Annotated in this window: 12 protein-coding genes; 4 read left to right on the top strand and 8 right to left on the bottom strand. The window is 58.2% G+C overall.

The features are described from left to right. On the bottom strand, positions 1 to 927 hold the full coding sequence (locus HNR46_RS16660) for an endonuclease/exonuclease/phosphatase family protein (protein ID WP_184020823.1): 927 nt from the start codon (positions 925 to 927) through the stop codon (positions 1 to 3). Here HNR46_RS16660 and queG point away from each other — a divergent pair. After that, positions 921 to 2039 carry a tRNA epoxyqueuosine(34) reductase QueG gene (gene queG, locus HNR46_RS16655; protein ID WP_246418166.1) on the top strand — a complete coding sequence of 373 codons (1119 nt, stop codon included), beginning with the start codon at positions 921 to 923 and terminating at the stop codon, positions 2037 to 2039. The two genes, HNR46_RS16660 and queG, sit on opposite strands and share 7 nt — an antisense overlap. Positions 2040 to 2137: 98 nt before the next feature. Further along, positions 2138 to 6076: an immunoglobulin domain-containing protein gene (locus tag HNR46_RS16650; protein ID WP_184020821.1), complete on the top strand. Its 3939-nt coding sequence runs from the start codon at positions 2138 to 2140 to the stop codon at positions 6074 to 6076. A 30-nt stretch (positions 6077 to 6106) separates the two neighbouring features. Here the strand turns inward: HNR46_RS16650 and HNR46_RS16645 are convergent, their stop codons facing one another. From HNR46_RS16645 to HNR46_RS16630, 4 genes are all read right to left on the bottom strand, one after another. Beyond that, the gene (locus HNR46_RS16645) at positions 6107 to 6772 is read right to left on the bottom strand and encodes a hypothetical protein (protein ID WP_184020819.1); all 666 of its coding nucleotides are present in this window, start codon (positions 6770 to 6772) and stop codon (positions 6107 to 6109) included. Positions 6773 to 6789: 17 nt separating this feature from the next. Continuing rightward, complete coding sequence (locus HNR46_RS16640) at positions 6790 to 10251, bottom strand: hypothetical protein (RefSeq protein WP_184020817.1); 3462 nt, start codon at positions 10249 to 10251, stop codon at positions 6790 to 6792. A gap of 666 nt (positions 10252 to 10917) precedes the next feature. Then, a complete protein-coding gene (locus HNR46_RS16635) occupies positions 10918 to 11586 on the bottom strand; it encodes a hypothetical protein (protein ID WP_184020815.1) in 669 nt (222 codons plus the stop codon). Between the two features lie 26 nt (positions 11587 to 11612). Beyond that, the gene (locus HNR46_RS16630; RefSeq protein ID WP_184020813.1) at positions 11613 to 15092 is read right to left on the bottom strand and encodes a pilus assembly PilX family protein; all 3480 of its coding nucleotides are present in this window, start codon (positions 15090 to 15092) and stop codon (positions 11613 to 11615) included. A gap of 340 nt (positions 15093 to 15432) precedes the next feature. Between HNR46_RS16630 and HNR46_RS16625 the strand changes: the two genes are divergently transcribed. Both HNR46_RS16625 and HNR46_RS16620 read left to right on the top strand, forming a co-directional pair. Further along, entirely contained in the window at positions 15433 to 15969 is a 537-nt protein-coding gene (locus tag HNR46_RS16625) for a hypothetical protein (RefSeq protein ID WP_184020811.1), read from the top strand. Between the two features lie 54 nt (positions 15970 to 16023). After that, positions 16024 to 17643, top strand: a complete 1620-nt coding sequence (locus HNR46_RS16620) for a SpoIIE family protein phosphatase (RefSeq protein ID WP_184020809.1) — start codon at positions 16024 to 16026, stop codon at positions 17641 to 17643. 17 nt (positions 17644 to 17660) lie between these two features. On the opposite strand, the gene HNR46_RS16615 is transcribed toward HNR46_RS16620, so the two are convergent. From HNR46_RS16615 to HNR46_RS16605, 3 genes are read right to left on the bottom strand one after another with little or no spacing between them, the layout of a single operon-like run. After that, a complete protein-coding gene (locus HNR46_RS16615) occupies positions 17661 to 18185 on the bottom strand; it encodes a flavoprotein (RefSeq protein WP_184020807.1) in 525 nt (174 codons plus the stop codon). 40 nt (positions 18186 to 18225) lie between these two features. Next, entirely contained in the window at positions 18226 to 20175 is a 1950-nt protein-coding gene (gene asnB / locus HNR46_RS16610) for an asparagine synthase (glutamine-hydrolyzing) (RefSeq protein ID WP_184020805.1), read from the bottom strand. A gap of 52 nt (positions 20176 to 20227) precedes the next feature. Continuing rightward, positions 20228 to 21307, bottom strand: coding sequence for an aspartate/ornithine carbamoyltransferase family protein (locus tag HNR46_RS16605; RefSeq protein WP_184020803.1), 1080 nt, complete (start codon positions 21305 to 21307; stop codon positions 20228 to 20230). Between the last annotated feature and the right edge of the window lie 101 nt (positions 21308 to 21408).

The raw sequence follows: 21408 nt of genomic DNA, 5'->3' as shown, positions 1-21408 counted from the left end.
TCAAGTGCCGGGATCATTCCCCAGCTCGATGATCACCGGAAAGTGATCCGAGGGCAATTGAGTGGCAAAGCCCTCCCCAAACTTCACTTCCTCAGGGAAGTTGGCGGAGGTCGTTTCGGTCGGATCTGCCGTGATCGGGGTGTGATAGGTGTCGGTGAGAATACCGAGCCGTCGCACCGGAGCATTCTCAGGAACAAAAACGTGATCGATCCGACTTTCCGTCAGCAAGTTAGGATCAAATCCATTGATCGTGCCATTCGGAGCGTAACGGATTTTGGCGAGTTCGAAGGCGTCGGCAAATCGAGAGGATTCACAGAGAATGCGATAGGCCTCGCTGCTCTGATCCGCATTGAAATCGCCCATCAGATAGGCCGTGGTCTCACCGGCGATTTCATCGATTTTTCGCAGCACGAGGCGGGCACTTTGCTTCCGGGACTCCTCCCCTCGGTGATCGAAGTGAATGCTGAAAACATAGAAGGGCGGGCGACCGTCCGTGGGCTCCAACTTGACCCAACCGCACATCCGAAACAGGTCCGCATCCCAGCCACGGCTGGGTTTTTCGGGAGTCTCTGACAGCCAGAAGTAGCCTTCATCAAGGAGACGATAGTCGGTCTTGCGGAAAAAAATCGCGATCTGCTCGCCTTGATCCGCACCATCATCGCGGCCATGGGAACTCACCGCATGGTCGGGCAGCAGTCGTCGGAGGTCATCGATCTGGTGCTTGAAGCCTTCCTGAGTGGCGACAATATCGAAGTCGTGAAAGCGGATCAGCCCCGCGACGTGAGGTGCGCGTTGCGCCCAGGCGTGACCGCTTTCCCGGTCGCCAGGATTGTCGTAGCGAATGTTATAGGTTCCGAGGGTTTCCGCGGAAACAGGAAGGGAGGCCAGGGCCACTGCACAGGCTAAAAGGGACGCCGCCGATGTCATGCCCGCGACCCAACCGCGCCGCGACCGAGGTGTCAAATCCCTTGGCGAATCGAAATCTGCAGGTGTTGATGCTTTCCGCCACTGTGACCCTCGCCACCACCATCAAGCAAGCTGCCACGGAACTGGGCTTCGACGACTGCCGGATCGCCACCGCTGGGCGCGCGACCCACGCAGCCGCCTTCGAATCCTGGCTCGACGACGGCTGCCACGGCAGCATGGCCTGGCTGGAACGCAATCCCCATCGCCGCACCGATCCGCGGGAAGTCCTGCCCGGATGCCGATCGATCGTCACCTTGGCACTCAACTACTTTCCCGGACCCCATCCTCCCACCGGTTGGCGGATCGCCCGTTACGCATGGAATGAAGACTACCACGATTGCCTCGAATCCAAGCTGAAGGCCCTCCATGAACTCATGAAGGGGTGGGGAGGAGAGCAACGCTACTACGTTGATACGGGTCCCGTGCTGGAGCGGGATTTCGCCACCGATGCTGGTCTCGGTTGGAACGGCAAATCCACCGTCCAGATTCACCGGCGCTTGGGGCCCTGGTTCTTTCTCGCTGAGCTGCTGACCACCTTGGAAATCGAGCCCGACGCTCCGTTCGGCGACCATTGCGGGAAGTGCACGCGATGCCTCGACGCCTGCCCGACCGGAGCCATCACCCAGCCCCATCGGGTCGATGCACGTCGCTGCATTTCCTATCTGACCATCGAAAACAAAGGCCCTATCCCCGAGGTTTACCGGCGCGCCATCGGCAACCGGCTCTACGGATGTGATGAATGCCTGGAAGTTTGTCCTTGGAACCGCTTCGCCCAAGTTTCTCGAGAAGCGACCTTTCACGCCCGAGAAGCGATCTTCAACCTGACGGCCCGCGAGATCCTCCAACTCGCACAAGAGGACTTCAGCCGGATCTTCAAGGGCAGTCCGATCAAGCGCATCAAGCTTAGCCGGCTGCGGCGGAATGCTTGCGTGGTCCTCGGCAACACGGGAAGCGCCGAAGATCTTCCCGCCCTGGATCAAGCCGCCCATGGCGAGGATGCGCTCGTCGCCGAGCACGCCCACTGGGCGATCGCGGAGATCCAGCGTCGCCTCGAAGCCTCCGGGAAACTCTGAGCGCGAGGATTTTCCCACCAAAAACCGTCCAATCGGACGAGGCGGACCAAGGAGCGTTTTGGTAAAAGCCAAACTGGAATCCCTGTCACCGCTTCGCCATGAACCCCACCCACTTTCAGGTCGCGCTGCTCCTCGCCGCGACCCTTCCGACCGCCACGGCGCTTCCGCCGGATTTTGTGAAAATCGAGCCACTCGGCACGCTTGATGGCAACTTTTCCGAAGCCGTTGCCATCAACGACTCGGGCGACTCGGTTGGACTTTGGGAAAAACCCAATGGCCAAGTAGTCGGCTTCCTCCACCAAGCAGGGGAGCTCATCGACCTCGACGCGACCACCGGTTCTCAAACCAACCCACGAGACATCAGCCATGAGGGAGTGGTCGTCGGAAGTGCCCATTCTGGTTCCGTCGGTGGTTCGGTTTTCGCCTTCGTTTTTCAGAATGGCTCCCTTCGCAACATCACCACCTCTTCCCTCAATTCGGTAGCCACTTCCATCGACGGCACCACTGTCGTCGGAACCTCATCCGGCAAAGCCTTCGCCTACGATCTCACGACTCAAGCCATTCGATCCCTTCCCGTCACAGGGACGACGACTTCAGCGGAAAGTGTGAATGCGCATGGAGTCATCCTTGGATCCACTCGAGATGGCTCATCTCGCCCATTTGTCGCCTACACATTGGACGGTGATCATTTCATTGAAATCTCTCCTCTCGCCACTGGATTTTCAACCAACCCGAGAGATATCAATGACCTGGGCCAAGTGGTTGGAGATGGCGCCACTGGTTCCAGCAAGCATGCGTTCCTCCATGCCTCCGGATCCACCACCGATCTCGGAACCCTCCCGGGCGACAACACCAGCCTAGCCCACGCGATCAACAATTCCGGCACTGCCGTTGGGGAATCCATTCTCTCCAATTCCGAGGTGTATGACCAAAATGCCTTTCTCTTCGACCAAGGCACCCTCTACGACCTGAACGACCTCGCTCGACATCTCCTTGCCGCCCCCGGCCAGGAGGGATTCGTTCACTTGGAAACGGCCAATGACATCAATGAGTCCGGACAGATTGTTGGCCTCGCCCTCTACCGCACTCAAAGTGGCGAAGAGCTGCTCCACGCCTACCGCCTGACCCCCGGCGACTTGCCCCAGGTCGTCATCCACGATGTCAACATCCTTGGAAATCCCCACGGGCAGATCCCGAATGCAGCGGTCACACTGAGAGTCGGAGGGGAAATCGTCGACCAGGCAGAATCCGACTTCAACGGCCGCATCCCATTTGGGCCGGAGAACCCCACCGATCCGTCGCTGGGGATTCAACAACTCAACGTGAATCCCGATGCACCCTATGACCTGGAAGTACGCCTCGGAGATTTGGTCCGCGTCTACGAGTCCGTCATTCCCCAACAGATCATCGACGGTGACGTCGAAATCGCCCTGCCCGTGACCCTGAGGGCCGCCGTCGTGGATCAGGCGACACGTCTCGAAAACACCGGAACCTTCGTGCTCGCCTACTCCACACTCAGTCTGCACGACCTGCTGGCTCTCTGGTCCAGCACCGAACCCCAATCGGCCGAGATTCAGGCGCAGCGAGATTTTGCTTTGGGCCGCCTGCTGGCAGCGACCCAATCGTTTGCGGACATTCATTTCGCCACGGAAACGCTTTGCTTCGATTCCGGGAAAATGATGGCCAACACGGTACTCTCCTTCCTCGCCTTTCGAAAGGCCGCCACCTCGATTGAAAACGACCTCAAACTCGTCGCGGCTCAGCAAGCTCTGGCCAATGGGGCCCAACAATTCGTCATCGATTTTGCCCTGAAGTCCTTGGTCGTTTCCATGAAGGTGATCGCCGCCAACCTTCAGGGTGCCTTCATCAAAGGCTTGAAGACCTTTGCTCCCCCTTGGGCAGTCACACTCATCGACACTTCGTTGAGCACCATCATCTCCACGACCCTTAGCGGGATGGGCAATCGTGGCGCATGGAACAAAAAAGCTGGGGTGGCCGGGGGCCGCAGAACCTTACTCGAAACCATCGCCAAGCTCGCCAGCGAGCAAGTCGGAGGCCGCATTCTCTCGTCAGCCTTCGTTCTCGGACAATCTCCCCATCTGAGCCTGGCAGTCACCCGGGCGAAGAACTTGCAGGGCTCAGGTGAAGTCGTCGACCACCGAGCCCTCGCTCTCCGAACGGCGATCGATCTTGCCGAAGAGAAGGACCAAGCAATTCTCGCTTCCTCACTGGTTCTCGATACCACCAAGAAGTGGGGTCAGGTCGCCGATATCAGCCAGGTGGTCGGAAGAATCCCGGGAGCCCAAGTGGTATTGGCGATGTCAAAGATCATCCGCGGGATGAACATCGCCACCATCACCGGTGCGACCATCAATGACTTCGCGACGGTCACCGAAGCCCAAGATGCCGCCGCCGACGCTCCCCAACAGGCATTCGGATTCCCAACTTCAGCTCCCGGCGCACCTCTGGAATCCGCCTCAGGACCCTTGCTCGGCAAAGCTCAGCCACGCGACACCGCCCCCGAACTTTTCCCAGAATACCGTGCCGCCCTGGATGCGGTGATCACCGCGATCGGAACAGGCGATTTCGAAACCGCCATTCAACACGCCAGTTTTCTGATCGATGCCGATGCCGAATTCGATGCAAGGATTCGCGCACGGGTCCTTCAAGCCATCGGAGTTTCTTCGATCGCGGATCCACCTCAGCCGGCCCTGAACCAAGCAGCGACAAACCTGGAAGCTGCCGAGTTCATCCTGGCAACGGCTCGCAGTGAAGCCTATACCGCGCTCGGAGGCTATGCCTTGCCGGCATTCGCCGATCCGGAGGCCTCCGATGCATCGGTCCTCGGGTTCCTTGATGCCTTGGGTCAGGCGCTTTCTCAGTTCGAGAACTTGGCCGCTGCTGTCGACGCAGAATCCACAGGCTTGGTCGCTCCGGCCTTGGTCATGGCGGTCGATCACGGCCTGGACGTCGACAGTTTCGAATCGCGCACCGCACCCGGTCCCATCACGCTGAGAGCTCTCATCGTCAATGCCGGTGGGACATCCGCCGAGGACGTTGAGGTCCAAATCGCTGCCGCGGATACCGGCGAGGAGGCCCCCTCGATTGCCCCTTGGCAATTGATCTCCGCACCTGGCCAAATCCTAGGCACCTTGGCTCCGGGAGAAACCCGGGAAGTCACTTGGCAGGCCACCGCCATCGACAACTCACCCGATGCCGGAGGGTCCGTAGGGGTCTATGCCATCACCATCACTGCGAATGGCCTCGACCCGGAAATCGCTCAAGGTGGCTTCGAGATCGGCAATGACTCGGCGCCCTTCGAAGAATGGGTGGAGGGCTTCGGTGACCTCGGCCCCGAAGACGGATTTGAGGACGATCCCAATCAGGACGGAATCCCCAACGGACTCGCCCGCTACTTTGGTTTCGACCCCAACCACGACTCTCCCCAAGTGGGATGGAAAGTCCTCTCTGATGGTGGTAGGCTTCGCTTTGAGCATCCTCTCAGCGATGATCCAGGCCAGGACGCCATCCCCGCATATCAGTGGTCGGCCGACCTCACTCATTGGTTTGGCTCAGGAGAGTCTTCCGACGGTCAATCGGTGATCCTAAATCCACAGCTGCGTCTGGATGGCGCTGCTCGAACGGTCGAAATCACGCCGGAAGTCACGGGTCCACGCGACGAACTCTTCGTGCGACTGATGCTCACGCAGGAAGAAGCCCCTCCAGCACCCACCGAACCGCGCACTCCTACCATCGTCCACCCACTTTCCTCCGCTTTCGTATTCGAAGGATCATCAGCTTCACTTTCCATCGAAGTCGATGCAGACCCGCCTATCATCTATCTGTGGACGAAAGATGGTGTCGACCTTCCCGACGTGGAGGGCCCTGTCCTCAACATAGAGTCCGCCCAAATCTCCGACTCCGGGAATTACCGCGTGCGCATCATCACTCCCGGCGGCAGCCTGACCAGCGAATCGGCGGAATTGACCGTGGAAAGTGGGGGAGCTTTTTCAAATGCGCCGCCGCCAGAGTCTTGAACCCCTCTAGGCGGCGGCGTCTTCCCTCCGTCACTCGGAAACCACCAAGCGACGGTCTTCGGGAATGATTTTCATCGCCAGCGGACCCAGGCGAGGGTCGGTGCCAGGCATGATGAACACCAGCCGCCGGATATCCGGCGAGGCCGACCAGCGGCTGGTATAAAGGGGTGTGGATGGGTCTTCAGACAGCGCCAAACCCACGGGCAACGAAGTCTCACCGTCAGGATCAACGTCCACCGGCTTCCACCCGGTAGGCAGTCGCAGACGCTTCTTTCCAAAGATCAGATTCAACGGCTTGGGCGTGGCATTCACCATGCGGAAGGTGCCCCACGTGAACCCTTCCGGACTGTCGTTCAGGGCAAATCCCCGGAGGCCGGTCGGAGACTTCGGATCCGGCAGCAAGATCACCAGCGGCCGATGGAATGCCTCAGGAAGGGCGACCGACATTTCCGCCGGTTTGTCATCTTCCACCGTTCGATCCGGCGTGCGCAGGAGCAATTGCCCCTCCACCGGCGTCACCGAAACCGCTTCGGTGCGCTTCAGCGGGTGGAGATCGGCAATCGACTTCCCTCCGGACTTGCCAGAAGACGCGACCACTTCGCGGGCGGCGACTTGATCATCCCAAGCCAGGAAACGAACGTCCAAGGCTCGGGCGACACCGCCAACGAAGAGCAGGGCGAAAAGCAATCGGGTCATGGAATTCAAGGTCGAATTCAACTCCGAAGAAGCTCCAGCGGGATTTCCCGTTGGGAAACGATCTGGAAGCGACGACCGAAACGTTGATTCACTTGCGACAGCGAATCGACTTCATCCTCCGGCTTGTTAGACGGGTCGGTCCAATCCGGCACACGTTGCACCACGGCCTCGTAGCAAGCTCGTGCGACGACTTTGCCATTCTGATCATGAGCCTCGCCATAAGCGCGGACGGTGTAGGTGTCGGAACGAACCGACATGACCGGCGCCAGAGAATTCAGGACGTCAGCTTGGGTCAACCAGCCAGGAGTGCCCACCCCCGTATCCGCATCGGGAATGTTCCCCGACTCGGGATAAGAATTGGCGGTGAAGCTCGCCACAGTCGCGTTGTCATTCAGCCCCGCCGAGTCGATGGCAGCTTGCAAAGCCCCTTTGAGGCCCTTCTCGTCCCGGGTCAGGCGGCGATTCACAAAGTCGCCAAGCGAGAAGAAGGGACCTCGAGAACGAACTTCCTCAACGATGGCCTCAGCTAAGTTGCCGACCTCTTTGTCGCTCAACTGACGGAAACCGTCCCACTGGTCGTTCGCTGATCCCGTCGGCAGAGTGAAGCGAGACAGCGGACTGGAGTTGCCTGGGTCGATACGATCTCCATCGTAGGTCTTGAATTCCTGGCCGCGAAGGCTGGCGAGAACCGCCTTCCACGCCTCCACGTTGGTCGAGTTCACATTGAAACTTCCTTCTGTCAAAATGTGAGCCGCCGCATTGGCAAAGCCTCCGGATTGCGTCAGGCGATCGATCACCTGATCCTCTGAATAGCTACCCTTGTAGAGGGTATTGCGAGGATTCCGCAGAGGGCTGATCAAGGGCTCTTCCACCCATTGGCGGATGACCTCATCCAATTCCCGGGTCTCGCGGGCCGCCGTTTGATTCCAGCTGGTGGCACTATTTCCAGGTTGAACCTCCGGACTGATCGAGGAGAGGAAGTATCCATCCCACAGCACATTGTTGATCAGGTAGGATCCATCGTAGGATCCGAGACCGCGCGGCTTGAAGGACACTGTGGAATCTGCAGGAGACTTGCGTTGCAAAAGGCGAGTCTCCGAGCGGGAAATGTAGGGAGAGGCCCAGGAATTTCCGATCGTATTGGCAGGACCGAAAGCCGTGTCCATCACGTTCGCATGCTGGAAGGCCCCCAGCGAGATCGGCGCTTGATCGGGCAGACCAAAGAACGAAAGGTGATCGCGACCCGTCGAAGAGGAATTCGACTCACCGTAGAACGACCGTTCGCCGTCCATCGTCGTTTGGAAATTGCTCGAACTGAAGTCAGCGATGCCACGCATGCTCGATTCATAGTGAGGCGACATCCCCGAAGTGTTCGAGAGGTGCACGTTCACATAGCGTTGCTGTGGATTGACCGTGTAAACAATGTCCGCGATCTGATCGTCTTGTCCGGCAGTCCGGTGAAAGGTTTCAAGCACGCCCACAGGTTGCGGCTTGGAGAGCTCCGAAGCGCGGAATTGTGGGGTGTTGAAAGTCGAGGAATTCCCCGAGCGGCCTTTATACACCTGCGCATCCAGGATCTTGTTCCCCTCGGCGGCACCTTTGATTCGTGAGGAATCTTCGAGGGCGACAAAGTAGTGGTAGGTAGTCGCGTCCATCGTGAAACGCGCGGAAACCACGTCCCGAGCAGCAAATTTGGTTGAGAGCTCGCCTGCGTCGTTGAAGGAATCGTTCATCGGAACCGCGATGCCGCCCGTGGTGTCGACCGATTCACCGGATCCCACCGGCTTGAGGCGGCAGGTCAACAGCTTGTATTTCGCAGGTTCCGAAGTTCCCTTCGGCAAACGTTGAAATGCGACCGGGGTCGGGTCCACGGGAGAGAACACACGCACTTCACCCGGCTCCAAGTGGATCGGACGATTGGTGTTGCCGTCGCCGCTTTCGGTCATCTCAAAGTAAAAGTAGGGGAACTCCTGCCGACCATGATTCTGATCGGTATGCTCGTTGCCGATGAACCAAGTCAACATGCTGTTCACCGTGGATCCGCCACGCACGGTCCAGTTGATCGTCATCGGCAAGTCCATCCAGGGATAGGCCACCATGCCGTCGGTTTCGATGGCGACGTTGTAGGGATTCCACAGCGTGATCACCGGAGTGAACACGAGATTCATGTACTGAGTGGAAGGATCGACCCACAAACTCAAATACATCAGCATGCGATCGAGCACAGGTTGAATGCTGGTCTCACTTCCACGCGGTGCATTCCCATCCTCATAGTACGGACTAGCGGCCGTACGGGTCATGATCGTGGTGTCTCCATTCGATTGATAGAGATGCTTGTAGATGCGGTAGTGAGAACGCAGCGAATCGAAGGTCGGCGGAGCGCCCGTCTTGAACTCGTTGGTGAGCTTGAAGGCCTCATAGTTGACATCAATGGTCACCGGAGTCCCATCGTTGATGGGCTGGAAGATCGGCTTTTCGCTGCCTTCCCCTTCGCTCGAGCGGAAGGGATTGGTGACGCCCGCCAGAGAGTCGCTATGGAACTGGGAGTCCTCGAGTTCAAACGCGAGCGAGAGGTCTTTCCGCAGGCCCCCTTTGGTCACATCCGCCTGAATCCCGTAGGACGACGTCGTGTAGCTACGAGCGAACTGCTCGTAGTTCGAGCCGTTGATGCCGAAATCCGAATCGAGTTGCACCTGGCTCATACTGACCAGACGAGAGCGACGCTTGTTCCACTCGCGATCCGGCTGAGAGGCAAAACCCGAGGTTTCCACATTCGGACGAGTGGGAGATTGAAGCGCATCGTTCTCAATCGATCGGCTGCGGTCACCGCCCACATTGATTTGGGCCTTGGTGCCATTCTGCGTGATCGCCCAGGCAAAACCACCTCCCTGCTTGCTCTTGTCGTCTCCAACATCCACAAGCTCTCCATAGAGGTCGAAGCCGTCGGCCGACTCGGAAAAGAGCCGGGCGGCGCCTTCGGCGTCTTCGGGTGCGCGGAAGTTGGTGCTTTCCAAGGCAAGGGTATCGCGGGAAGAAATCAGCCAGCGCAGAAATTTGTCGTCACGACGACCGCTGTAATCGGGAGCGCCGCCATTCCGATCTTCGGAAATCGAGCTGTAGTCCGATTCCCACACTCCCAGCATCGCACTGCCAGGCGAGGGATCATTGGAGTCTTCACGCGACATCAGGAGCGAGGCATCAGCCGTGATCCGTCGGTCATCACCGAGCGACTTTTGCAACTCACCGATGGCCTGCATCAGGGCGAGGCGGGCGTTCGATTGAGCGAGACGATGGGCATTCGCATGGCGGCTGCCGCGAGAAGCCACACTCCCCAATGACAGCATGGCCACCGCCAACAGAGCAGTGAGCACCATCAAGGAGGTGACAATGACGAGCGCAAAACCACTGGGGGCTTTGCGGGTGCGTCGACTAGATCGAGACCGTCGAAGAAGGTCGGTGCATCGAGCTTCGGTTTTCATGGCTGAAGAAGCTGTATGGATTGGGCTGATACAGATGGATGGAGGCAGTCGTAGAAGTCCGGGGCCTTCGCCTCAGCGGCTTGGCTCCGTCGAAAGGGGATCCAATGAGCACCTCTCATCATCTTCGACTCGGGTCATGATTCCTGCGATGACCGCGACGTTTTCTGTGGGAAACCGCCGTGGGCTCGGCCTTTGCAGGAGTCAGGTCGGACTATGCAATTTCGAGGCCAGAGGCTGAGAAAATCGCCTAACTCCACGGTGAATTCCCCGAAACTAGGGGAATTGCGTGTGCCACTCCCGCTCATGGATCCGGTACCCAGAAGCTCCTTCGCCCAGCATCGATCCTAGCCGACATGACCGCCTTGAATCCCATCAAGTGACTCCTATTCGGCAATTTACACACATTCCGGCATCCACCAGCGAACTCCGAAACGCGCGCAAATCATCGCTCCGAAGGCGAAAAACTGCCCACTCTGTTTGAATTCCTCATCTTTTCAATCTAGAACGGACTTCCTGACCAAAATCCCAAAAAAAATGGGATTTGTCCCCGAATCGCCCGACCAAGGGGGAAGATTTGCGAGGTCTTTGGTGCCGATCAGACACAAAAAAGCCGATCGCCCGAGGGCGACCGGCTTGGAAGATTTCGATCTGAGCGATTTCCGCCCATCACTCGGCCTCGGCGAGGTTCCGGCGGTCTTCAGGAATGATCTTGAGAGCCAGCGGACCCAACCGTGGGTCCGTGCCCGGAACGATGAAGACGAGGCGCCGAATCTCAGGAGAGGTCGACCAAACGTTGGTGTAGAGGGCTTTGTTTGGGTTGTCAGCCGTTGACATCCAAACCGACTCGGAACCTTCGCCGGAAGTCTCCACATCCACGGCTTTCCAGCCTGTCGGCAGCCGAAGGCGCTTTTTTCCGAATGCCAGATTCAGCTCCTTAGGAGTTGCATTGATCATGCGGTAGGTCCCCCAGGCGAAGCCTTGTGTGCTGTCGTTCAAAGCAAATCCCCGCAAACCCGTGGGGGACTTCGCATCGGGCAACAACACCACCAATGGCCGTGTCACGGTCTCTGGAAGGGGCACCGCCATCTCCGCAGGTTTGTCATCCGGTCCGGTCTTGTCAGGCGTGCGCAGAATCAGCTTTCCGTCCACCGCGGTCATCGAGACTGCATCCGTTCGCTTCAACGGGTGCAACGCGGTGATTTCCTTCCCTCCAGTGGCACCGGAAGCGGCGACGATTTCACGAGCCGCAACCGTTTCATCCCATGCGAGGAAGCGAACATTGATGGCTTGGCTAACGCCACAGACGAGCAAGAGGAGAAGAAGCGGGCGGATCATGATGAGTAGTAACGATGGACGCGAATTCAGCTTTTCAAGAGAGCGTTGGGGATTTCGCGCGTCGAGACAACCCGGAATCTCCGGCCGAATCGTTGATTGACGGTGGAGAGCTTGTCGATCTCATCCTCCGGAGCGTCGGTGGGGTCGACCCATTCCGGTTCGCGTTGGACCACGGCTTCATAGCAGGCACGGGCCAAGACTCGGCCGCTCGCGTCGCGGGCATCGCCATAAGCGCGGATCGTGAAGGTATCCGAGCGAACGGAGATCACTGGCGAAAGCGAGGTCAACAAATCGGCCTGAGTCAGCCAGCCTGGGGTGCCGACTCCGGTGTCAGGGTCCGGAATATTGCTGCCTTCCGGGTAGTTGTTGCGAACAAAGGTGGACACCGTGGCATCCGCATTCAGCCCCGCCTCATCGATCGCCGCCTGAAGGGCTCCTTTCAGTCCCGTGTCATCCCGCAGCAATCGCCGGTTCACAAAATCACCCAGCGAAAAGAAGGGGCCGCGCTCGCGCACTTGATCCACGATGGCTTCGGCCAGCTGCTCGATTTGGTCGTCCTCAAGCTCGCGGAATCCATTCCACTGGTCGTTCGCCTGGCCTGTCGGGCGGGTCGTCCGCGGGACTGGACTGGTTTTCCCAGAATTGATGTTGGTTCCGTTTTCGAGTTCGAACCGTTGGCCTCGCAAGCTGGCGAGCACCGCTTTCCACGCCTCCACACGGGTTGAATTCACGTTGAAGCTTCCTTCCGTCAGGAGATGCGCCGCCGCGGTGGCGAAACCACTTGGGCTCCGCAAACGCTCGACGATTTCAGGGTCTGTGTAGTCACCGTGGTGGAGAACATTGCGCGGATTGCGCAATGGAAACTCCAACGGATCCTTCACCCAGTCTTGGATGACCTGATCCAGGCTTCGCACCGTCCGCGCAGTCTCCTGGTCCCAATCGGCGGATCCAGCCGCGCTCCCAGGAGTGGACTCTGGGCTGATCGACGAGAGGAAGTAGCCATCCCAAAGCCGATTGTTGATGAGGAAGGAGCCGTCATAGACTCCCAGACCTCGTGGTTTGATGATGTCGTTCTTGGCCGTCCGACGAAGCAGCGAGCGAACTTCCGTGCGTCCAAGATAGGGTGACGCCCAACCGTTGCCGATCGTATTGGCCGGTCCGAAAACCGAATCCATGACGTTGGCATGCTGGAAGGCCCCCAGAGAAATCGGAGGCTGAACCGGCAATCCAAAGAAGGAGAGATAGTCGCGACCCGATGGAGGCGCGTTCGATTCCCCATAATACGAGCGCTCGCCGTCTGGCGTTGACTGGAAATTGACCGCTCCAAAATCAGCCGCCTGCCGCAAGCTCGATTCATAGTGAGGGGACATCCCGGTGCCGGAAACACTCGAGAGGTAGCCATTCACATACCGCTGCTGGGGATTGACCGTGTAAACAATGTCCGAGAGCTGGCTGTGACCTTGAGAGGCGGTACGGTGGAAAGTCTCGAGCACACCCACCATTTGAGGAGCATTCATCAGCGCACGAGCCGAATAGGTCGGCGTGGTGAATGTCACATTGGATTGGGTATTCCTCTGCACCTGGGCATCGAGCACCTTGTGCCACAGATTCTCCCGCTTGTTGTTGATGCGGCCTGCATCCTCAAGGCTGACGTGGTAGTGATACGTTCCCACATCAAGGGTGAAGGTCGTCTTCACCGTTTCACGGCCCGTGAAGCGCACGCCCAGGTTGTTTCCGGAATTGAACGACTCCTCCATCGAAATGGAAATCCCGCCTTCGTTGTTGATCGCTTCACCGGACGATACAGGGCGCATCCGGCACGTCAGAGTCTTGTATTTCGCCTGTTCGCTGGCCGAAGGAGCCAAACGGTGGAAGGGAACCGGAGTGGGGCTGGCCGGCTTGAAAACCCGCACCTCGCCCGGCTCCAAATGGATCCGGTTGGAGGTATTCCCATCGCCACCTTCCGTGAGCTCAAAATAGAAATACGGTTCCTTTTGGCGCCCGTGAGCTTTATCCACGTTGGTGATCCCCACGAAAGTGCTCAAGTGGCTTCCTTTGTCCACCGAGTTGCTCCCACCGATCTGCCACCGCACATGGATCGGGAAGTCCATCCAAGGGTAGGCGACGAATCCTTCTGCCTCCAGAGCGACATTGTAGGGATTCCAGAGGGTGACGACGGGAGTGACCACGATCTTCATCTCTCCACCTTCCACACTCAAACTCAGAGCCATGAGCAGGCGATCCAGAATGGGCTGGATGCCCGTCTCGCTCCCCCGAGGTGCCCCGTCATTGTAGTAGGTACTATCCACCGGGCGCGTCATCGAGGTCGGATCCCCGTTCTTCTCGAACATGTGCTTGTACACGCGATAGTGCGAGCGAAGGGAGTTGAAGGTCGGAGGCGCACCGGTCTTGAACTCGTTTTCCAAGCTGAATGCATCGTAATTAACGGCGACACTGACCGGAGAGCCATCATTCATCGGCTCGAACAGCGGCACCTCACTCCCTGGAGCCGAACCTCCGAAAAATGGATTGGTCACGCCGTCCAATGAACGGCTTTCGAAATCCTCATCAGAAAGCTCAAAGGCCAACGACAAATCTTTGCGCAGCCCACCACGAGTCACATCCGCCTGCACCCCATAGGAGGAAGTCGTGAACGAGCGTGCAAGCTCGCCCTGATACTCCGGGTCGGTGCCAAATCCCTTGTCGAGCATCACCTGATCCATGCTCAGTAGCTTCTCACGGCGGCGGTCCCAGCCTTGTTGCGGCTGGGAGGCAAGACCGGACAGCTCGACGGTCGGACGAGTCGGGGCCTCGAAAGCGTCATTTTCCCGAAACCGCTCGATATCATTGCCGACGTTCAGCTGAGCCTTGGTACCATTTTGAGTGATTGCCCAGGCATAAGCTCCCCCCGCCTTCGCGCCTTCACTCGCATTCACATCCAGAAGATCCGCCCGAAGATCGAAACCATCGAGAGAGCGACCAAACAGCAGAGCCGATTCATCGGCACTCTGGGGCGGTTCAAAGGACAAACTCTCCAAGGCCATCGGCGTCCGCGATGACAACAGCCACCGCTGGAAATTACCCTGCAAGCGGCCGCTGTAGTCAGGGGAGCCCCCGTTTCGCGTTTCAGAGATCGTATTGTCATCGGACTCCCAGACACCCAACATTGCGCTGCCCGGCAACATCCCTTGAGTGTCATCACCCTGAGTCAGCAGCGAGCCGTCAGCCGTGATCCGGCGATCATCCCCCAAAGCTTTCTGCAGATCCCCGATCGCCATCACCAATGCCATGCGGGCATTCGATTGGGCAAGATTACGGGCGTCCGAGTGGCGGCTACCGCGGGTGACCACGCTACCGAGCGACATCAATGCCACGGCCAGCAGCGTCATCAGCACCATCAGGGCCGTGACAATCACGAGAGCAAATCCGGCCTCCGCCTGCTTGGGTTTCAGGCGAGGGTCACGTGTACGACGATCCGACGACGAAAATCGACAATCGGTTTTCATGGATGATTTCTTGGGTTCTTGGGTTGATACCGATGTTACCGGGCTGCGGATCCCCAGGGGTTCGCCCTGTTGGAACCGTGTCCCGACAGCCGAGGCGAAGTGGGTTTCTCACGCCTCATGTAACTCCCATGTTACTGCATTGAGTTTAGTCTCAGAACGCCTTTTCTTCGCCAAAGGGCTCCAAAGCAGCAAAATATGCGTATCCACCGCGGGAAATGCAGCACGCGAATCGTTTCTTTGGTTTTGAAAAAAAATTTCCCAATCTGAGGATTTTTTCGGTGAAATCCGGCAAAACCACTCATGAATTGCCAGCCAGCAAGCCCGAGCTAGCCTTGGTGCGATGAAATCGCTGCTTCTCGCCCTATCCGGTCTATGCGCTCTTTTTGCCTCTTGTGCCGGTCCCACTTGCTGGTCCGGCGGGATTCCGTTGCGCGATATTGAGGAACGCGCACGCACCCAGGCCGTGGTCGATTTCGGCGACACTTCCAACGCCCAGGTCTTCCGCGGCCTCGCCCATCCGGATGCCCAAAAGGCCACCTACGAAAGCCAGGTCAAAAAGGGTGGGTGGAAAGAAATCGAAGGCTTCAAATTCTTCGAGGAACCTGTCGACGTCCCTCGGGAGAGCCTCGATCAGGTCTTCGCGCTCTATGCAGACCCCGATTCCCACCAAGCCTGGGGCCCAAAGACCAAGTGCGCGGGTTTTCATCCTGACTACGCCGTGGTCTGGTCCTCTGGTGGCACTCGTCGAGTCCTCCAGCTTTGCTATGGGTGCCATGAATGGAAATTCTTCGGGCCCGGGGGAATGCTGCTCACCGACATCTCTGAAAAAGCCTACTTCGGCCCCTTGACCCGCAAGTGGTTGAAAAAACCGCGCTGATGTCCGGGGAAAGACTTTGCGGGATGCCTTGAGGTCTGCTTCAGTGAACGCCCCATGACCCCTCCACCGGAAACCCCACCGGAGCCTGGTGACTCCCGCCTTGAGCTCGCCCTGCGCGCGTCCAACGAGGGCATTTGGGACTGGTGGCCCGACCGCGAGGACATCTACTACTCTCGCCGTATTCTCGAGTTTCTTGAATGTGGCGATCGTCGGCCGCCCAACATCTTTCTCCCCCCATATCCCTCCATCCACCCGGAGGACCAGGAAAGCTTTGCCGCCAATCTGCGCGGAGCACTGACCTCCGGGGGCCCAGAAGTCTTCGGAGTCGATACCCGTGTGCGCACTGGGTCCGGCGAATGGCGCTGGCTCCGCATTCGGGGGGCCGTCGTCCGCACTCGCACCGGAGAAGCCCAGCGCATCGCTGGCTCGATGATCGACATTTCCCGTCGCAAGATCGCAGAAGCCCAAATCGAAGAAGAACGCCACCTGCTGCGTAACTTCATCGATCACGTCCCTCTGATGGTCTATTTCAAGGACAAAGAGTCCCGCTTCGTCCTCGTCAACAACAAGATGGCGGAGTGGAACCGCATGTCCGACCCCAAACAAGTCGTCGGAAAGCACGACCGTGACTTTTTCGCCGCCAAACACTGGGAAGAAGCCCTCGTCGACGAGCGGCAGGTCATGGAAACCGGCCAGCCCATCACCGCCAAACTCGAGGAGGAAGTCCGTGAGGACGGAGAAATCACTTGGGTTCTCACCTCCAAATTTCCTTGGGTGGGAAAGAATGGCAACCTGCGTGGAACCTTCGGCGTCTCCAGCGATGTCACCAAGCTCGTCCTCGGCGAGCAACGCACCGCCGCCCTGGCCCACGAACTCGCCCTCCGCAATCAAGCTTACGAGGAGGAAATGCACCTCGCGCGGGAGATTCAACAGGCCTTTGCCCGCCCGGAAATGCCGGAAGTGGCAGGCGGGGGTCTCAAGCTCAATTTCGCCTCCCGCTACCTTCCCATCTCCGGTCTTGCTGGGGACTTCTTTGAAATCGTGCCCCTCGGACCTGACCGAGTAGGGCTGATGGTATGCGATGTCATGGGCCACGGAGTTCGCTCCGCTCTCGTCGTCTCGATGCTGCGCGGCCTGCTGGAAAAAGAGCGCCGCAATGCAGGCGATCCCTCCAAATTCCTCACCGGCCTCAACCGCGGGCTTTCGTCCATCTTTGAGCGCGCCGCCATCACCATGTTCGCCACCGCCTGCTACGTCGTGATCGACCTCAGCAGTGGCGAAATCCGAGGTGCCTCCGCGGGCCATCCCAGCGCCATCCTCGCCGGAGAAAAAGGCGTGAAACGGCTCTCCCAACAAAAATCTGAGCGAGGGCCCGGGTTGGGGCTGATGCACGATGCGCGCTTCCCCACCACCGTCGAATCCATCCTCCCCGGAGAAAGGCTGCTGCTCTTCACGGACGGCATCATCGAAGCCGAGGATGGCTCAGGTCAGGCATTCATGGAGCACCGCTTGGCCGAAACCGCCGTTGGAACCCGGAGCCTGGCCCTCGAAGAAGCCGTCGAGCACATCGTCGGCACGGTCCTCTCTCATGCCGAGGAAAACCGCTTCGACGACGATGTCTGCCTGTTAGCGATCGAGTTTGCCAAGGCTCCCTTGGCGGCCATCAAAGTGTAACGCCACCGGTTCCTTCTTCAGGGCAGCGCAGCGAGGATGGCCTCCACTTCCGCCATCCGTCCAACTCCCTCGTATCCGCAAGCCAGCATCCCCTCGGCCGGCCCCACCAAATGGCAGCCGTCCTCCTTCAGTTGGGCAACATTGCGTTGAGTTGCCGGGTGAAGCCACATCTTGCCATTCATCGCAGGCGCTAAAATGACCGGCGTCGTTCGCGGCAACGCGAGGTAAATGGACGACAAAGAATCGGGCGCCAATCCTTGAGCAAAGTGCCCCAACGTGTTCGCAGAAAGGGGAGCCACCAAAAAACAATCCGCCTCATCAGCTAAGGCAATGTGCCCCGGCTTCCAGCTTTGCTTCTCATCCTCCAACGAGACCAACACCGGACGGCGGGTCAGAGTCTGGAACGTCAATGGCGCGATGAACTCCGTCGCAGCTCGCGTCATCACCGTGTCCACTCGGTGTCCGATCTTCACCAATCGAGAGGCCAGCTCGGCGGCCTTGAAGGCTGCAATCGACCCAGTGACGCCAAGCACGATGTTCATGCCGTGACGCTGCCGCAAAACCCCGGTCCCGTCTACCCCGCTAGCAGAACTTCGCGTGCAGAATGTGAAGCCCGAGGAGATGGTTCAACAGCGCATCCTTGCGCACCAAAGAAGTCGGATCCCGGTCCGCCTCATACTCCTTCAGGAAACCCTCCACGGCAGACGCCGATAGCAATCCACAGCGATTCACCGCATCGCGATTAAGGAAAGCATCCATCAATTCGCGCACTTTGGCCTTCTTCTTCTCATCCGTGTGAGCCGGAGGTGCCATGAACGCGAACTTCTCCCGCTTGTAGAGGATTTCCGGCAGCACTCCTTTCACCGCCTCGCGCAACACATGCTTCTCGATGTTGCCCTTGATTCGAAAATGCGGAGGCACCTTGAACGCCGCTTCCGCCAAATGATGATCGAGGAAGGCGGGACGACTTTCCATCGAATTTGCCATGTCCACCCGATCTCCCCCCCAGTTCAAAATCTGCCCCTCAAGCTGACACTTTGCCCAAGTGTACTGGGCTCGGTCCAATGGATGTCGCCCCTCAAGCATCGAAGCGTCGATTCGAGAGGCAATCTCAGCGATGGGGTCATAGTCATATAACGACTCCGCCACATCCGGATCCAGCAACGGACGTGCGAGGTCCAGAGTCTCCATCCACGGCTGAATCCAAGAGGGCGTGAATCCACAAATCTCGTCCCATGCCTCATGATGGCGGGTATTCTCCGACAAAATCGCACCCTTGAAGAGCCGATTGGTCTTCTCGAGAGCGGCCGCGTATTCGGCCCTTACGTGCTCCGGCTCGTGCTCAATGCCATGGAGAAACATGTCGCGCTTGAAACCCGGATATCCGGCGAACAGTTCGTCCGACCCCTCTCCGGTCACCACACATCGGTATCCACACTCCCACACCCGCTTCGACATCAGGTTCTTGGCCACTCCCAGCGTGTTGTAGAAGGTTCGTTCAGCATGCCAAACCGTGTCGATGTAGTTTTGCCCGTAGAGATCGTCCGCCGCGAGCCGGATCATCTCCTGATCCGCATTCATCGACACCGCCATCTCTCTCGCAATACTCGACTCGTCGTAATCATCGCTATCGAAGGCGATGGTGAAAGCCTTGACGGGAGATTGCATGGCTCCCGTCGCGAGCCCGAGAATGCAGCACGAATCGATTCCACCACTGAGATAGCAACCCACCGGCACGTCAGCCTCCAACCTTAGAACCACCGCACGGGTGAGTTCCTCACGAATCTTTTCGACGTGATAGGCTTCGTCGTCTGGGCGGTCATGACCCCCTTCATGGGGGAAATCGACATCCCAATATTTGATCTTTTCGATCGAGAGTCGTTCACCGTTTTTCCGAACTCGCAACAAATGGCCGGGCGCAAGGGACTCGATGTTTTTGAATGCGCTCATGCCAGGTGCGATCGTCTGCATCAGCTGATGAAGCGCGGCCTTCTCGTCCAGCTCCGCTGGAATTTCCGGGTGGGCAAGCAGGGCTTTCACCTCCGAACCCCAATGAATCGTGTGCCCATCCTGAACGTGGATGAAAAGAGGACGAATTCCCCAGCGGTCACGCACCAGCAGGAGTTCGTCCTGTTCCTGATCATACAGCGCAAAGGCAAACTCACCGCGCAAATGCTGGAGGAAATCCAAACCATGCTTTCGATAAAGCCCCAGTGCGATCTCAGAATCCGATTTGGTCCGAAACCGCTGGCCTTCGGCCATCAACATCGAGCGGTGAAACTTGAAGTTGTAGAACTCACCATTGACGGTGGAAATGAAGCGATCGTCGTACGAACGAATCGGCTGGCAGCCCCCTTCCAGGTCATTGATCGAAAGCCGAGTGTGTCCGAATGCGATTCCACGATCTGCCCTCAACCATGTGGTTTGGGCATCGGGCCCACGATGGAGGATGGCCTGGAGCTGATCTTGAAGGATCGGCTCACGGCTTTCATTGAGTGGGCGGGCTGAAAAACTGCCGGCAATTCCGCACATGTCTGAGTGTCAGGGTAGGGGTCTGGCATCCGGGCTCTACGCCCGGGCTTGATTAAGAGAATTCGGGAAGGCGATCGAGACGCCCAAGAACGGCCAGCAACAAAGCTTGGCGAACAAAGACCGCGCCGTGGGCCTGGCTGAAGTAGAGATTGTGAGGCGTCTTATCCAAAGACGTGTCGAGCTCATCGAGGCGAGCCAACGGGTGCAAAATTACCGCGTCCTTCTTCAACGGACTCTCGGCATCCAGCTTGTATCGAGCATCCAGCGCCTTGTAGGAATCTCCGAGAAACGCAATCGAGTTCATGTAGATCACGTCGAGCTTCGGAAGACTCTCGCGAATATCGTTCGTGACCTCATACTCGATGTCCGCGCGATTCAGACTTTCGGTGACGTCCTTCCCAAACGGATCCGCCATCTCCGAAATCACGGTGACCTTTTCGATGTGGTCTGCGAACAACAACGACATCAGGAGAAAGGACTTCACGGCGCGCATCGATCCCGGCGTACCAAGAATTCCCATCTGGAGCCGACGATCGCCCGTCTCAAACGGTGCCGCTAGACGCGGCTTCCACTTGAGCAAGGCATACCAATCGGCGAGCGCCTGCGTCGGGTGCTCACCCGAACCATTGCCGGCGTTGATCAGCGGAACTCGCAGGTTTTGGAGAATTCGCTTGGGCGCGTCGGTTTCCGTATGTCGCATCACCACACAGTCACAGTAGGCATTGAACATCTCTCCAATGTCCTGCAGAGACTCCCCTTTTTTGGCACCCGTGATCGATCCGTCCGGAATCGAGATGATCTTCCCGGCCAGTCGATGCACCGCACTTTCGAAACTCGTGCGGGTCCGAGTCGACGCCTCAAAAAAGGCCGTGGTCACGATCTTCCCATCCAAAGGATGATAGGGCCAGATTTCGACCTGCTCGAGAAAAGCCGCAAGCTTGCAGAGTTCCGCCACTTGCTGAAACGAGAACTGTCGTGAATAGAGGACATTCTGCCCCGAAAGCTCCGCCAAGACCTTGAGATCGGGAGGCGACGATTCGAACAGACTTCGCGGTTCCGGTCGAGTGGCCTCGGAGCCACGTGGAGGCTTGAGGTAGGGAGTCACCGGATTCGGAGTGAAGGCATCGCTCATGATGGCAGAAGGTTGGAGAAGGGGTTGAAAATCGATCGGGCTAGCGGTTCACCAAAGTTCCCCTTTGATCCAATCGCGGATCAACAACCCGACCAGGGTCA

Source organism: Haloferula luteola (assembly GCF_014201715.1).
Lineage (GTDB): Bacteria > Verrucomicrobiota > Verrucomicrobiia > Verrucomicrobiales > Akkermansiaceae > Haloferula > Haloferula luteola.
This window is presented reverse-complemented; position numbering and strand designations above follow the sequence as displayed.

What these genes read in the sequence shown, in the direction of transcription:
- HNR46_RS16660 (WP_184020823.1), bottom strand. Translation starts at nt 927, where the DNA reads ATGACATCGGCGGCGTCCCTTTTAGCCTGTGCAGTGGCCCTGGCCTCC.
- HNR46_RS16615 (WP_184020807.1), bottom strand. Translation starts at nt 18,185, where the DNA reads ATGAACATCGTGCTTGGCGTCACTGGGTCGATTGCAGCCTTCAAGGCC.
- HNR46_RS16640 (WP_184020817.1), bottom strand. Translation starts at nt 10,251, where the DNA reads ATGAAAACCGAAGCTCGATGCACCGACCTTCTTCGACGGTCTCGATCT.
- HNR46_RS16635 (WP_184020815.1), bottom strand. Translation starts at nt 11,586, where the DNA reads ATGATCCGCCCGCTTCTTCTCCTCTTGCTCGTCTGTGGCGTTAGCCAA.
- HNR46_RS16630 (WP_184020813.1), bottom strand. Translation starts at nt 15,092, where the DNA reads ATGAAAACCGATTGTCGATTTTCGTCGTCGGATCGTCGTACACGTGAC.
- queG (WP_246418166.1), top strand. Translation starts at nt 921, where the DNA reads ATGTCATGCCCGCGACCCAACCGCGCCGCGACCGAGGTGTCAAATCCC.
- HNR46_RS16650 (WP_184020821.1), top strand. Translation starts at nt 2,138, where the DNA reads ATGAACCCCACCCACTTTCAGGTCGCGCTGCTCCTCGCCGCGACCCTT.
- asnB (WP_184020805.1), bottom strand. Translation starts at nt 20,175, where the DNA reads ATGTGCGGAATTGCCGGCAGTTTTTCAGCCCGCCCACTCAATGAAAGC.
- HNR46_RS16645 (WP_184020819.1), bottom strand. Translation starts at nt 6,772, where the DNA reads ATGACCCGATTGCTTTTCGCCCTGCTCTTCGTTGGCGGTGTCGCCCGA.
- HNR46_RS16625 (WP_184020811.1), top strand. Translation starts at nt 15,433, where the DNA reads ATGAAATCGCTGCTTCTCGCCCTATCCGGTCTATGCGCTCTTTTTGCC.
- HNR46_RS16620 (WP_184020809.1), top strand. Translation starts at nt 16,024, where the DNA reads ATGACCCCTCCACCGGAAACCCCACCGGAGCCTGGTGACTCCCGCCTT.
- HNR46_RS16605 (WP_184020803.1), bottom strand. Translation starts at nt 21,307, where the DNA reads ATGAGCGATGCCTTCACTCCGAATCCGGTGACTCCCTACCTCAAGCCT.